Source organism: Acetanaerobacterium elongatum (assembly GCF_900103835.1).
GTDB classification, from domain to species: Bacteria; Bacillota; Clostridia; order Oscillospirales; family Ruminococcaceae; genus Acetanaerobacterium; species Acetanaerobacterium elongatum.
On the sequence record NZ_FNID01000001.1, the window covers coordinates 26,611 to 40,814 of the forward strand.

The 14,204-nt window shown below is 48.3% G+C and carries 12 protein-coding genes; 2 read left to right on the forward strand and 10 right to left on the reverse strand.

Annotated elements, in window-relative coordinates; genetic code table 11:
- Positions 1 to 67: 67 nt before the first annotated feature.
- Both BLR50_RS00145 and BLR50_RS00150 read left to right on the forward strand, forming a co-directional pair.
- Complete coding sequence (locus tag BLR50_RS00145) at positions 68 to 277, forward strand: helix-turn-helix transcriptional regulator (RefSeq protein WP_092637251.1); 210 nt, start codon at positions 68 to 70, stop codon at positions 275 to 277.
- Positions 270 to 689 (forward strand): DUF6442 family protein, encoded by a 420-nt coding sequence (locus BLR50_RS00150; RefSeq protein ID WP_092637254.1) that lies wholly within the window; start codon positions 270 to 272, stop codon positions 687 to 689. The genes BLR50_RS00145 and BLR50_RS00150 overlap by 8 nt, the downstream gene beginning before the upstream one ends.
- A 59-nt stretch (positions 690 to 748) precedes the next feature.
- Here BLR50_RS00150 and BLR50_RS00155 read toward each other — a convergent pair whose 3' ends face one another.
- The 10 genes from BLR50_RS00155 to BLR50_RS00200 form a co-directional block, all read right to left on the reverse strand.
- The gene (locus BLR50_RS00155; RefSeq protein WP_092637256.1) at positions 749 to 1,546 is read right to left on the reverse strand and encodes a DUF975 family protein; all 798 of its coding nucleotides are present in this window, start codon (positions 1,544 to 1,546) and stop codon (positions 749 to 751) included.
- A gap of 111 nt (positions 1,547 to 1,657) precedes the next feature.
- Positions 1,658 to 2,686, reverse strand: a complete 1,029-nt coding sequence (locus tag BLR50_RS00160) for an HD-GYP domain-containing protein (RefSeq protein WP_162840255.1) — start codon at positions 2,684 to 2,686, stop codon at positions 1,658 to 1,660.
- 258 nt (positions 2,687 to 2,944) lie between these two features.
- Entirely contained in the window at positions 2,945 to 5,380 is a 2,436-nt protein-coding gene (locus BLR50_RS00165) for a glycoside hydrolase family 94 protein (protein WP_092637261.1), read from the reverse strand.
- A 66-nt stretch (positions 5,381 to 5,446) separates the two neighbouring features.
- The gene (locus BLR50_RS00170) at positions 5,447 to 6,490 is read right to left on the reverse strand and encodes a LacI family DNA-binding transcriptional regulator (protein ID WP_092637263.1); all 1,044 of its coding nucleotides are present in this window, start codon (positions 6,488 to 6,490) and stop codon (positions 5,447 to 5,449) included.
- 264 nt (positions 6,491 to 6,754) lie between these two features.
- Positions 6,755 to 7,876: a GerAB/ArcD/ProY family transporter gene (locus BLR50_RS00175; RefSeq protein WP_092637265.1), complete on the reverse strand. Its 1,122-nt coding sequence runs from the start codon at positions 7,874 to 7,876 to the stop codon at positions 6,755 to 6,757.
- Positions 7,877 to 7,906: 30 nt separating this feature from the next.
- Positions 7,907 to 8,128 (reverse strand): hypothetical protein, encoded by a 222-nt coding sequence (locus BLR50_RS00180; RefSeq protein ID WP_242871653.1) that lies wholly within the window; start codon positions 8,126 to 8,128, stop codon positions 7,907 to 7,909.
- Positions 8,129 to 8,206: 78 nt separating this feature from the next.
- Positions 8,207 to 9,367, reverse strand: a complete 1,161-nt coding sequence (locus tag BLR50_RS00185; RefSeq protein WP_092637269.1) for a Ger(x)C family spore germination protein — start codon at positions 9,365 to 9,367, stop codon at positions 8,207 to 8,209.
- Between the two features lie 77 nt (positions 9,368 to 9,444).
- Positions 9,445 to 10,998, reverse strand: a complete 1,554-nt coding sequence (locus BLR50_RS00190) for a spore germination protein (protein ID WP_092637272.1) — start codon at positions 10,996 to 10,998, stop codon at positions 9,445 to 9,447.
- Positions 10,999 to 11,102: 104 nt separating this feature from the next.
- Positions 11,103 to 12,581 carry a stage IV sporulation protein A gene (gene spoIVA / locus BLR50_RS00195; protein WP_092637274.1) on the reverse strand — a complete coding sequence of 493 codons (1,479 nt, stop codon included), beginning with the start codon at positions 12,579 to 12,581 and terminating at the stop codon, positions 11,103 to 11,105.
- 18 nt (positions 12,582 to 12,599) lie between these two features.
- Positions 12,600 to 14,153 (reverse strand): DUF3794 and LysM peptidoglycan-binding domain-containing protein, encoded by a 1,554-nt coding sequence (locus tag BLR50_RS00200; protein WP_092637277.1) that lies wholly within the window; start codon positions 14,151 to 14,153, stop codon positions 12,600 to 12,602.
- Positions 14,154 to 14,204: the final 51 nt, after the last annotated feature.

The following is a 14,204-nucleotide window of genomic DNA, read 5'->3' on the forward strand; positions in this document are numbered from 1 at the left end:
GCTGCGTGGCACATGCCATTTTCATCATAATTTGTGCCGCCACTGCGGTGGCGGAATGGAGTATAATATGAACAACAGGCTTGAGGAACTGCGAAAGGAACGCGGGCTTAGACAAGAGGAACTCGCCGATATATTGGAGGTATCACGGCAAACCATCGGCTCGCTTGAAAACGGGCGGTATAACCCGTCTATCTTGCTGGCGTTTAAAATCGCTCGTTTTTTTAACAAGAACATTGAGGACATTTTTATCTATGAGGAGGCAGACTATAATGAATAAAAAGATTTGGCCCTATGTAATTGTACTGCCGGCGGGTTTGGCACTGGCGTTAGCAGGCATTTTTGTGATTACCGATGAAAGCTTAAAGGGTATTTCGGGCATCTGCATCGGCGTAGGCGCCGGTGCGTTTGGTATGGCTATCGCACAGATTGTAACCGCCGTTATGATGCGTAAAAACCCTGAATACTTCCGGCGTCAAAGTATTGAAGAACGCGACGAGCGTAATATACAGATTCGTGTTAAAGCAAAAGCGAAAGGGTTTGACGCCATGGGTATAATATTTGGTGTCGCGATGCTATGCTTAGTACTAACGAATGCCAACATCTGCACCGTTCTATTGATTGTCGGTGCATATCTGCTGGTTTATGTTGTGCAGATTTATTACATCGCTAAGTATTCAAAAGAATTTTAGCAATTAGCATAAAACGCCCGAGGCCGTTCGGCCTCGGGCGTTTTGCTTAATAATACTCTTTAAAATTCACTATTCTCATTAGGTGCCTGCGGGTAGTACTCATTCAGCTCTGCGGGGGTACACAGCCCGCCGCGATAGGCCTTATCCTTGAGTACGGCATAAAGCTCCGTAAAGGTCGCCTCCATATAGGGCTTTAAGAAGATCATACCGATACCGCAGGTTAGCGCTGAAAGCAACACCCAACCTAAGAACGAGAGGTCAAGCACAAACATGTCAAACTTTTCGCCCTTGGTCATCTGCTCGCTCAGCTCGATTGCACGGCCTGCGCCGATGTTGGGGTTGTCGGCCAGTATGTACGGAACCATACGGTAGGCGTAGCCCTTGATAATACCGGGGATAATGAGCAGCAAGGTCCATAGGAAAAGGAAGATATCCCTTAAAAACATAGTCTTTACAGCACCAAGATAGGCTTCGCTCTTAAAGCTGGAAAACAGCAGCGAAAACTTTGAAACCTGTCTGCGACTCTGCACAAAGTATCTGCTCTTGCCAACCGTAATTGGGTTAGCTACAAAAACTGCGTACGCAATGCCAATGAGTGAAACAAGTGTGATGCTGAAGATTAATACCGTAACACCGATAGAAGAAATCATGCTGTCTATTGTATTGGAAAAATCACGGTAGTAATCACTATAGCTGCCGCTGTAGGTACGATTAAACGAATTCGTTATTCTGGTGACTGCGCTGCCGCCGCTACTGCCAGTTAAAATACCCGCAACAAGACATACTGCCAGAGCCATCCAGTAGTTTGTTTTTAAAACCAGCTTCGCATTTTGCTTGAGGAATGAACGTTCCCACATAATAAATCAATTTCCCTTCTTAACAGTTATATACCATATACGATATATAACGCTTCTATCACTTCTTAGCTATTATACGATGTATAGTAGTCAACGACTTCAAAATTCGGCTCAGGAATATCCTAACCCGTTGATTACGATGTTCAGATGCCGTTTATCGGTAAGGTCGATGAGCATATTGCCGCTTAATATGCGAACCAAGGGGCGCAAAGGTGCCTCTTCGCGGTTTTTCACCACTACCGCGGTAATGCCGTTGCTCAGGCGTACACAGGTACCTACCGGATACGGGGCAACCTTGCGGATAAATGCCGATACGACATCCTCATCAAAATACGAACCGGTGCCACCCATGATATACTCGCTGGCCTCAGACGGAAGGCTGGGTAAACGGTAGGGGCGGTTGGAGGTAAGTGCGTCGTAAACATCGGCCACCGCCAAAATCCTGCCGGAAAGCGGGATTTCTTTATCTCTAAGGCCTTTGGGGTACCCCGAGCCATCCATACGCTCGTGATGAGACAGTATGCCATCAAAGATTGATTCGGGGATATCATGGCGATGAGGCAGTATCTTGGTACCATACATCGGGTGGTTCTTAATCAGTTCAAACTCATCACAGGTAAGGCGGCCGGGTTTTTGAATAATACTGGCGGGAATCATCAGCTTGCCGATATCATGCAGCACCGCACTGAGGCCCAGCTGGTGCAGTTCAACATTATTAAGGCCAAGTGCTATACCTATGGTAAGCGATATCACCGCAACACTGAGCGAATGATGATAGGTATAATCGTCATACATCTTCAGGTCAACGATGTTTACCATAAAGTCTTCGTTGTTCTTAATCTCATCAATCAACCTGCCTACCGTTACCGATATCTTTTCAATCTGCTTAATAACATCCTTGTCAAAAGAGCCCTTAAAGCTTAAAAAGAGTGATTTGACACCGGTAATAAATTCCACACGCAGCTCTTCGTTTACACCGGATTCCACCGTTACGTCATCTTCGGCCCCGTCGTCGATATAAAGCCCGGAAAAGCCCAGAGAAATGATACGAATAATCGCCGTTTCGGTAATAGTCTGGCCTTTTCTTAATAAAACGGAATGACCATAAGAAGCATCAAACAAACGCAGGTCACGCGCCAATTTCATCCCCTGCTGAACCTGTGAAGTCGGTAGAAAAAACCATCCCGTCCATTCCTTTCATAGATTGTACTGAATTTAGAGTAAGTATAGAGTAAAACTTATAGCTCATATATTGATTATAATAACATATTTAGCTAAAAAGCGCCATAAAATTTTACATTCTTATACTATTAATATGGATAAACGTTTAAAAGCGACAGAAATGACCTTTAAAATGAAATGCACAGGACAAAGCCTGTGCATTTTTGAAAAAAACAGTTAGCCCATAACAACCTTAACGGCATGCGTTTTTCCGTCGGAGAATACGGGCAGGATATTGCCGTTAATCTCCTTGCCGTCTACTGTGAGCTGCCTGATACCCTTGGAAACCTTGTTGGGGTTAGACACCTCAATCTCGTAGGTGGCACCGCGGAACTGGCGAGTAGCCTTAAATCCGCTCCACTCGTGCGGGATGCCGGGGTTAATCTCTAAGCCGTCATAGGCGGGCTTGATACCGAGGATATACTGCGAAACCGCCACGAAATTCCATGCAGCAGTACCGGTGAGCCAGGAGTTCTTGGCCTCACCGTGGCGCTTTGCGTCCTTGCCCGCAATGGTTTGCGCGTACACATAGGGTTCAGTGCGGTGGATATCGCTGTACTCCTCGGTGTAGGCGGGAGCAATCTTGGAGTAGTATTCAAATGCGCGGTCACCGCGGCCAACGAACGCCTCGGCGCAGATAATCCAAGCATTGTTGTGGCAGAAGATGCTGGCGTTTTCCTTGTATCCCGCTGGATAGGTGGAAATTTCACCGTACTCGATGAAATAACGGGTAAATGCCGGGTTGTTGAGTACCAAGCCGTACTTGCTGTCGAGGTACTTCTTCACGGAATCAAGCGTCTTGATATCCTTGCCGTCCTCGGCGCCGATACCCGCCATTACGCAGAAGCCCTGCGGCTCGATGAAAATCTTGCCCTCTTCATTCTCTTTGCTGCCGAGCTTACGCCCGAAGTCGTCGTAGGCACGCAGGAACCACTCGCCATCGTAGCCGCTTTCAAGAATCGCTTTCTTCATATCCTCGATGTGGCCCTGGGCCTTACGGGCTTCTTCCAGCTTACCCATCTTCTCGCACATCGCAACGTATTCCGGCCCGATGTAGCAGAACATACCGGCAATCAGGATAGACTCGGCCACCTGACCGTCCTTGCTGGTAGTGGTTTGGAACGATTCGCCCGGGGTTTTAGAGAAGCAGTTGAGGTTAAGGCAGTCGTTCCAGTCGGCACGGCCAATGAGCGGCAGGTTGTGCGGCCCGCGCTTATTCACTACATGGTAGAACGCGCGCTTCATATGGTCTAGCAGCGGCTGTGCCTTACTGTCGTCGTTTTCATAGGGAACCATGGTGTTCAGCACATCGATGTCGCCGGTTTCCTTTATGTAGGCTGCGCAGGCTAAGATCAACCACAGCGGGTCGTCGTTGAAGTTGCCGCCCACTGCGTCGTTGCCCTTCTTGGTGAGGGGCTGATACTGGTGGTAAGCACCGCCGTTTTCAAGCTGCGTAGCGGCAAGGTCGAGCAGCCTTTCTTTGGCGCGCTCGGGAATCTGGTGCACAAAGCCCAGCAGGTCTTGGTTGGAATCTCTAAAGCCCATGCCGCGGCCGATGCCCGACTCGAAGTAGGAGGCGCTTCTGGAAAGGTTGAAGGTAACCATGCACTGGTACTGGTTCCAGATGTTCACCATGCGGTTGAGCTTCTCTTCCGGTGTGTTTACGTTGTATACCGAGAGCAGCTTGTTCCAGTAATCCGCAAGCTCGGCCAGAGCCTCGTCCACCTGCTTTGCGGTGGAGAAGCGCTTAATCATCTCATGCGCCTTTGTCTTGTTGATAACGCCCTTGCTCTCCCACTTTTCCTCCTCTTTGTTTTCAACATAGCCGAGGATGAACACCAGCTCCTTGCTTTCGCCGGGGGCTAAGGTGATGTCGATGCAGTGGGATGCGATGGGCGACCAGCCGTCGGCCACCGAATTGTTGGACTTTCCGGCAGCAACCGCCTGCGGGTTTTCAAAGCCGTTGTAAAGGCCCATGAAGCTTTCACGGTCAGTATCAAAGCCCGAAATAGGCGCGTTTACGGTGTAGAACGCGTAATGGTCGCGGCGCTCCTTATATTCGGTTTTGTGGTAGATGGTAGAGCCCTCGAGCTCTACCTCGCCGGTGTTGAAGTTACGCTGGAAGTTGGTCATATCGTCGTAGGCTTCCCACAGGCACCACTCCAGGAAGGAGAAGAGCTTTACCGACTTTTTCTCGCCGGACTCGTTTTTTACAACCACCTTCTGCACCTCGCCCGCATAGTTTTGCGGAACGAAGAAGGTTATCTCGGTGGAGATACCGCCGCGCTTACCCTTGATAACGGTATAGCCCATGCCATGACGGCATTCGTAGGCTTCTAAATCGCGCTTTACAGGAGACCAGCCGGGCGACCAGAAATCGCCGTTATCGTAAAGGTAGAAGTAGCGTCCGCCCATATCTACCGGTACGTTGTTGTAACGGTAGCGTGTTATACGGCGCAGACGGGCATCCTTATAAAAGCTGTAGCCGCCTGCCGTGTTGGATATCAGTGAAAAAAAGTCCTGCGTGCCGAGGTAGTTAATCCATGGGTAAGGTGTTTTGGGTGATTGAATAACATATTCCTTGCGTGCGTCATCAAAAAAGCCGAATTTCAATGAAGGTACCCCCTAATGATTTTAATCTATTCAACCCCTGTTTGGGATTTACGCGCTAAATAATACTTACATACCCTTGGGTGCGCAGCTCTGACGCTCGATAAACCGCAACGGGAAGCTTTCGCTTTCAAAGCCCTCGCCGCTTCCCTCTATCTTGCCTATAACAAGCTCCGCGGCACGCGTTACCATATCGTAAAGCGGCACCTCAAAGGTGGTAAGCTGCGGGGAAAACTGCGCTGCCATTGGGCTGTTATCAAAGCTGACGATGGAAAGCTCCTGCGGTACCTTTATACCGCGCTCTTTAAACGCCTTAATCGCGGCAATGGCCATATCGTCACTGCACGAAACCAGCGCGGTGGGCAGCTTGTGCCCGTCAATCAGCCGGAGTGTTTGCTGGTAGGCGATGTCATGCTGAAAGCTGCCGCGCAGGACAAAGCTTTCGTTCACCTTTAGCCCCAGCGAGTTCATTGCCGAAAGATACCCCTGATACCGCCTGAGCCCCGTATAGGTCTCCGGACGTCCGGTGATGATGCCAATCTCCCGGTGCCCCAGCTTGTACAGATAGTTTACTGCTTGTATAGCACTCTCATAATCAGAGGAATTGACTACCACAAGGTTGGATTTTGCTAAATCGTTTTCCGGCAGCCGGTTCGGGTCAAAGTCTACAATCCCTACGGGAACCTGTGTTTGAATGAGCTTTTTAATCTGCTCGGTATCCTTTTCGTTACCCACGATAATCCCGCCGCTGATGCGTTTTTGCGAGATGGTCTGGAAGATGCGGCAGTAATCGGCCTCGGAGTAAATGGTATGTATCAGCACATAGTAGCCGCAACTGTTGGCAGCATCTACGGCGGCGTTGACAATAGAGGAGTAGTAGCTGTTCTGGTAGATGTTCTCGCGCCTGTAGATACTCACCACAAACAGGCCGAGGGTGTTGTTTGCCTTCCCTGCCAGTATCTGTGCCGAGTTATTCGGCTCGTAGCCCATCTCGGTAATAATGCGCATGACCTTTTCACGGGTTTCGGGCGGGACATTGGGGTAGTTGTTAATCACCCTTGAAACGGTACTGCGTGAAACACCCGCCAGGCGGGCGATATCTTCGCTTTTCATTGCCGGTAGTTTGCCTTTCCGGGTTTTAATTAACCCCTTGTAAGCTGAAACGCAGAGGCATTCGAAATCGTTTTCGCGTTTGCCGCAAACCATTTCATAAACGCGCGTTTACAATTGTTATTATAAATGAACCGGCGTCCAAAAGCAAACATTTTTCGATGAAAGGATAGACAATTTTACCGGGTGGTTTTCGGTGGATTTGTAAGATAGTTATTAGTGTGATTTCCCCTTTTCTGCACCTAATCAATCCTATAAATCAGGTAACTACTGTTGATCTTCGGCTTTTTGATCCGCATTACTGTACATCTTCCTGATCTTTCTGTTTTTTATCTCTGCAATTATCCAGATAATAACGGGCAGAATCACCTGCATGGGGAAGGCATAGTAAGGGTACACCTTAAATGCCCAAAGCCGCATCTGCATAATGTTATCGTATATAATCTGTGCAAATAGAATCATCAGTACTCCAATTTGTATGATAATCGACCGATAGCTTTTAAGGTTCAATAGCTTTTCAATCCCTTTGCCCGCAACCATCATACAAACAGACGTTTTAACAAACACGCCGAATACAAAGACGAAAGATACGGTTATCTCTATTCTTTCAATTACATTTCCAATGCTGATACGGCTAACCGCCTCGTAGGAGGGGAAGTAGAAACTGCCGAGCATATTACCGAGCACTGCAATATTTCGCACTGTTGTAATGGTTATAATTGCAGCAGCAATAACCACCCCTAAAAAATAAACCTTTTTGGGTGACTTCGGAGTTTTTAATGCATCGAAAACCCCCATAAAAACTACGGTCTCGGCAAAAGGGAACGCAAAAGCCGAATAACCGTCTTTCAACACGGGTGTAATACCGTTTCCGAGCACAGGCTTAAGATAATTAATATGCAGCTGTGGTAATGCAAGCAGCTGTACTATTAACAAAATGAGAAAGATGCCCGGAAGAAAATATGTAGTAGTTCTTCCCAACACCTCTACGCCCAGCCGGGCAGCTATAATGCATACCATACCCATTGCAACAAGCGGTATAATCATTGGTGTTTCCGGCATGGCAAATGAATTCATGAATTCTCCAAAGTTTCGAAGCACCAGAGAACCAAGGTGAAAGGCATATAAAGTATATACCACCGTAACGAATTTGCCTGCTATCTTACCAATGACGAGCGTTAAGATGTCGAATAAATCCTTTTGAGGGTACAGTGTGAGGATTCTTGAGTAGATTAACAGTACGGGAACAGCCATTACAAAACCTGTAATTGAAGAAAGCCATGCATCATTCTTAGAACTGCCGCTCACCCCCACAATAAGTGTGCTGCCGATTATAAAAGAGATCAGCAGACATATGGCCTCTTTATCGATGATTTGTTCCTTCCGCATTTGGTTTCCTACCCTTTATTCAATATTCTTTTACTTTCCAAAGATTGAGGTTATCAGCTCGCATATAGGAAGTTCTGGGCTAGGTATTTTCACTTTAAGGCATAGCAATACGGCAACAGTAAATGATATCCCTGTTAAAGTGACATTTACCCAAAAATCTGCCCACAGCTTTTTCTTATATAAAGGTTTAATATCAAATATGAATAATAAAAAGTATAGTAGAACCGTAAGCGCAAGCATCTCTGTAACCATGCCTTTCCGGTTTTATAACTGAATAAATTTTTTCTCTGACGGCCAATGAAACAGCCCGTGTTTCAAGATATGCAAGGATTAGCTGCTTTCTGACTCCTGCAGATTACGCGTGTAACCTGCACTGTTTTTAATGTGCACCGTAGCTGTCACGTTTATCTTCAGACTTTTAAAGACATCATTCCAATTACTGCTCACACTATTCCACACCTTCACTCTGTCTTCCCTGAGCTTTCCTCCAAACCCGAAAATGTCTGCACCATACTGCATCTTAATCTTTTCAATCAGAGCTTCGACCCTTTGCTTTAATACAGCTCCTGCCAGCTTTTCAAGCTGTACCCGGCCCTCTTCTTCAATAAAGTTACCGTTACCGCTAATTTCACCAATGGAAACCGTAGTTTCAATGTCTATATTCATCTGAATATCGTTGCCCTGTATAACCGGTGAGGTTTTTGTTTTGCTGCCAAAAATCTCAAGGGCTATTCGGGTGGGGGTTCCCCTGACCTGCACCTCTTCCGTTAATATTCCGCCCTTTATCTCATCCTTGATAAAGCTCAGATACTTGGTTTCTTCCCCGTCCAGCATGCCTGCAAGCTTATCGTCCTTGATGATTGCTACGCCCATAATCTGAGCAACTGTTTTTTTCTCCGCTTGCTTTAGGCCAATTGTTGGAATAACGGTCGCCGCTTTGCCGGACTGTGAATCGATAGCAAATTGCAGTATGTCGGTTTTAGGAGCTTTGCTTAAACTCTTCTCGTTAGTGATAATTTGGCCTAATTGAAACGATTTGATGTCTTCTGTGTTTTCCGGAATATCAAAAATCTCCCTTGCCGTTTCTGCCTGCGAAACAAGTATCAAGGTTTCTTCACGGGTTTCTGGATCGCGGCCATACCAGTCCAGAATTTTGCCTACCCCTTCACGGGCTACGGTCTCGCTTAGGATAAGCACTTTTGCATGGCTCCAATAAAGCTTTTTACCCGAAACCGATATCATATTCCTAGCCGCATCAAACATCGTCTTCCCTTCACCCGTAATTAACTCGGATGTTGTTTTGGTATCTTTCCCTCCTCCAATCTTGACGACCTCTGCCGTAAGCTTATACTGCCCGCTTTGCTCCTTATCAACCGCCACGCCTGCAACAATCGAGAATTCATCAACCTCCCTGTAATTTAGGCAACCGGCAAAGAATATACAACTGATTAGCAGCATTAATGTAAGCAGTGTTGCTTTGATTCTTTTCATAGAAGAGCCAAGCCTTTCCCAATTCTCATGCTTTAGTATGAAACGTGATTTCAAAGCATGTGCTAAAATCCTAAACCTTACCCCTTTTCGTTTTTGCTCTGAGGCTGTCTGGGTAAGTCTCTGCCCCCTATAATCTTAGGTCTTGTGGTCATCATCCACCATGGGGCGCGAATCCATGCATCCTGTCCATCATGGTTCTGAGCCTTTGTAACATTCATCATGTAGGGTACACCGAAAGAGCGTATGCTCATCAAGTGCAGATAAAGAATAATAAAGCACAGCAAAAAGCCGTAGATACCGAGAAACGCCGCACCTAACAGCAGTAACGTACGAAAGATGATTGTCGCACTGATGAAGTTCATGTTAATTAGTGTCGTAATACCTGTAATGGCGGTTACAATAATCACCGGTGCACTTACCAGTTTCGCTTCTACAGCCGCCTGCCCCAGAACAAGTGACCCCACAATGCTTACGGTCTGGCCGATGGGCGTGGGCATACGGACACCTACCTCACGCAAAACATCGAAGATGAACAGCATAATAAACAACGAAGCAACCGTTGGTATGGGCACATTCTGTCTGGATGAAGAGATACTCAGCAGCATGGGAGTAGGCAGCATTTCCTGATGATAGGTTACAAGAGACAGAAAGATAGCCGGAATGGTAATGGATGTTACCGCGGTAAAGCCACGAATCAGCCGGTTCATGGTTGCAAAGATATAGTTGTTGTAGTAATCCTCATTTGCCTGAAAGTTTTCTACCACTACATAGGGTACCGTTAGCACGAAGGGGCTGCCGTCAACAAACAGGGCTATTCTGCCTTCGAGCAGCTTGGCCGCAATTACATCCGGGCGTTCGGTGGAACCGACTGTTTCAAAAGGTGAATAGGGGGCATCCTTAATCAGTTCCTGGATGTAACCGGAATCGATAATTCCGTCAATCTTTATCTTTTCCAGCCGCTGTTCCAATTGGCTTAATACGTCCATTGAAGCCAAATTTCCAATATAGCAGATGCAGGTTCTGGTGTGTGTTCTTTCCCCAATTTCCTTAAACCTGAATTTCAACTGCGGGTTCTTTATCTTGCGCCGCAGGAGCGAGAGGTTCACCAGTATCGATTCCGTAAAACCCTCTCTTGGTCCACGCACAACCTTTGCAGAATCGGGCTCGGTTACTGAGCGTATCTGCCAACCCTTTGTGCTAATAATCAGGGCTTTGTCGTAGCCATCGAGCAGAAAAAGAGTGTCGCCGTAGATTATCGAGCCGACGATTTCGTTAATATCCGCTTTCTCTTTTACATCATTGGATACAATAACCTTGCACATTAGTTCATTTAACAGATTATCGCTTTCAATATTCACCGACAAATCGTTTCGGAGCACCGGCAGGATAATATTTTGGTTAATAATCTCGGAGTTCACCATACCATCGATATACAGAATACAGCACCGGGCAGCTTTAAGGTTCTTATTTTGGAACTCTCTTATCACCAGAGTTTCGTCGTTTTCAAAAATGCTCTTAAACAGAGCGATATTTTTTTCAAGCGTCTTACTTAGGCCTAAGTATTCGGCAGTATTTGCTTCTTTGCCCGTTGGGCTGTCTTTAGGCTTTTTCTTGAATAGGTTGTTCAGCATGATATCACCCTGTTAAATTGTTCCCTGTTTTGCCCATAAAATACCGCAACCGCCGTGGTTATATCCCACAGCGGTTGCGGTGTGCAAATATGCGCGGCGTGAGGTTAGAGAATGATACAGATCAGACCGCCGCAGCCCTCGTTGATGATGCGTTCAATCGTCTCCTGCAGCTTTTGTCTGGCGTCGGCGGGCATACGGTAGAGCTTGTTGTTGAGGCCCTCGTTCACCAGCTCGTGCAGCGACTTGCCAAAGATATTGGAGCTCCAGATCTTGCGCGGGTTCTCTTCAAACTCCTTAAGCAGGTACATCACCAGCTCCTCCGACTGTTTCTCGGAGCCCACGATGGGCGAAACCTCGGTGGTGATATTCGCCTTCATCATGTGGATGGAGGGCGCCGAGGCCTTGAGCCTTACACCGAACTTGCCGTTCTGCTTGACAATCTCCGGCTCCTCCAGTGAAAGCTCCTCAATGCTCGGGCGTACGATGCCGTAGCCGGTGGCGGCCACCTCGTCGATGGCGTTCTTTACCTTGTCGTAGTCCTTCTTCATGTTGGCAAGGTGAATCATCACGGGCATGAGCTCCGCCTCGGACTTAATCTCCAGCCCCGTTGCCTCGCCTAGTATTTTATAGAATAAATCCCCCGCTACCCCTACCTCAACCTTTGCGCTTCCCTTACCCATGTCGATGCCCTTCACCGCCATGGAGTTGACATACTCGCAGTCGCACACCATGTTGAGCTTCTGCTCCACGTCGCTTGCGTGGCGTATGCCGGAGGCGGCTTCCTTAATGGCATCGCATACGGCAGCTTTGAGCCAGTGATCGTTCTTTAAGGTCATAATCCACTTCGGGATATCGACCAGAATCTCCTTAATCGGGAACTCGTTGAGTACGGTTGCGATAATCTCGCGGATATCGGCCTCCTCCAGCCGCAGACAGTTGGCCGCCAATACCGGTACCTGATGCTTTGCCTCCAGCCGCTCACGCAGTTCCTGCGTTTCGGGGTTTTCGGGGTTGCGGCAGTTGAGCAGCACCACAAACGGCTTGTTGATCTCCTTCAGCTCGCCGATTACCCGCTCTTCGGCCTCTTCGTATTCCGCGCGCGGAATCTCGCTGATGGAGCCGTCGGTGGTTACCACCAGGCCGATGGTGGAGTGCTCGCGGATAACCTTCTGCGTGCCGATTTCCGCCGCCATGTTGAAGGGTATCTCGCTTTCAAACCACGGGGTTTGCACCATGCGCGGGTTGTCGTTTTCAATATATCCGATAGCGCTCGGCACGATATAGCCCACGCAGTCGATCATGCGAACGCGCAGGTTCACGTTGCCGTCAAGTGTAATCTCCACCGCCTCTTCGGGCACGAACTTCGGCTCGGTTGTCATAATGGTTCGCCCTGCCGCCGACTGCGGCAGCTCATCGTTTGCGCGCTCACGCTTGAATTCATTGCCGATATTGGGCAGCACCAGCGACTCCATAAAGCGCTTGATAAAGGTCGACTTTCCGGTTCGAACCGGGCCAACCACGCCTATGTAGATGTTTCCGTCGGTACGCTTCGCAATATCTGCATAGATGTTACGGCTATCCACCTGTAATCCCCCTTTACTTTATTGCTCGTCAGATACGGCGAAGGTTGGTATCAACAGCATACAGCGGTCTCTAAGGGTTTCGTCGGCTAGGTCGTTGTGGCTGGCAATCCGCTGTGCCGAGGTATTGTAGCGCTTGGCAATGTCCCAAACCGATTCATCCTTCTCGGCGAAATAGATGGTCAGCGCGGCGGCTTCCTCCGCCTTCTTGGGTGCCGCTTCGTTTACCTTGATATCGGTAAGCACATTCTGCTTGTCGGCACTAAGTATCGAAGCGTTTACGGCAATGGTATTTTGCACCTCTATCTTACCGTTGACCGGGGTAAACTTGGTATCCTTTACCTGTGCGCCTGCGCTTGCGGTCATGTTCTCGGCGGGATTTTGCAGCGGGCTGCGATACTCCATATCGGAGGTTCGCTCGTAATAGCCGTTTTCACCGTTTGCATGTTCTACCAGCATTCCGGTTTTGAGGGTTCCGGCAAGTGTAAGCTCGTTATTTTCAATCCCGGCGCTCTTAACATTCACCTCGCTCCAAACATCCAGCACACGGTTGATGTTATCGTCAGGCATATCAAGCACACTCTTAACCGTGTACTCATCACTGACGATGCCGTTGAGCCTCTCTACGGCAATGGGCTTGGTTTGGTAGTCGGATTCATACTTTGTGGAGTACATATCCACCACCGCGGGCACCTCGGCGTTATTATAGGCCTTTACGCCGTAGTTGATATCGGCGTTCAGCGCTACGGTTCTGGCTTCCCCCTCGCCGTTGGCCTTCGGCTCGGCGGTAACGCTGTTTACCGAAAGGGTGACGGCGCACTGCGAGTTTTCGTCTACACCGTCCACATCAATGATCTGGCTAACCGGAAGGGTATACTCCATGGTATCTACCCCGCCGTTTCTTTCATCGGTGGTGTATACGATATGCTCGGTAAGCTCACCTTTGAGAATAATCTTGTTGGCAATCACCTTGTAATCTGATACCACACATACGCCGTTGCTGCGGATAATACTTGCTATCGGCGGCTTGCTGTTCGGTACCTCCAGCTCTTCCTTTACCGTGAAGCTGCGGCTTACATTGGCGATCATACGGCTGTTCTGCAGCATCTTGCGTTTTAGCTCTACATTCATGCCCGCGGCCTCGCTGACAATCTGCTCGCTTTTCTGGGCGGTTACCTTGGCACATACACTCAGCGAGCCCTTCACATCCAGCCGACGCGATGAAACGGGACGACAGTTGACGTAATCGGTGCTTACGCCGGTTTCCACCATAGCGTTCTCGGCGGTGGTTCTGATATCAATCACGGTGGTAAAGGGCAGCTTGTGCTCGTAGCTGCGCAGGCGGCGGCTGTCGTCAAGATAGATTACAGTGAGCGTTGCGGTGCCGTCTATCGTGACCTTTTCGCCAATCAACTGCCTTGTTGTAACCGCAGCGCGGATATCACACTTCAGCACCCTCAGGATATCGGGACAGTAATCGGGCAAGATCAGGTCGGCCTCTACCGGCTGCTGTACACATCCGTCGTATACTGTTTCATTTATGGTAACAGCCTGTTTATTGACCATAAGCTCCATAAAGATTCCTCTCCTTTATCAGTTTTCTAAGAAATAGATATTCACCCCATG

Bases quoted from the DNA above. Each gene is read 5' to 3' on its own strand.
- BLR50_RS00145 (WP_092637251.1), top strand. From the start codon at position 68: ATGAACAACAGGCTTGAGGAACTGCGAAAGGAACGCGGGCTTAGACAA.
- BLR50_RS00150 (WP_092637254.1), top strand. From the start codon at position 270: ATGAATAAAAAGATTTGGCCCTATGTAATTGTACTGCCGGCGGGTTTG.
- BLR50_RS00155 (WP_092637256.1), bottom strand. From the start codon at position 1,546: ATGTGGGAACGTTCATTCCTCAAGCAAAATGCGAAGCTGGTTTTAAAA.
- BLR50_RS00170 (WP_092637263.1), bottom strand. From the start codon at position 6,490: ATGAAAAGCGAAGATATCGCCCGCCTGGCGGGTGTTTCACGCAGTACC.
- BLR50_RS00175 (WP_092637265.1), bottom strand. From the start codon at position 7,876: ATGCGGAAGGAACAAATCATCGATAAAGAGGCCATATGTCTGCTGATC.
- BLR50_RS00180 (WP_242871653.1), bottom strand. From the start codon at position 8,128: ATGGTTACAGAGATGCTTGCGCTTACGGTTCTACTATACTTTTTATTA.
- BLR50_RS00185 (WP_092637269.1), bottom strand. From the start codon at position 9,367: ATGAAAAGAATCAAAGCAACACTGCTTACATTAATGCTGCTAATCAGT.
- BLR50_RS00190 (WP_092637272.1), bottom strand. From the start codon at position 10,998: ATGCTGAACAACCTATTCAAGAAAAAGCCTAAAGACAGCCCAACGGGC.
- BLR50_RS00200 (WP_092637277.1), bottom strand. From the start codon at position 14,153: ATGGAGCTTATGGTCAATAAACAGGCTGTTACCATAAATGAAACAGTA.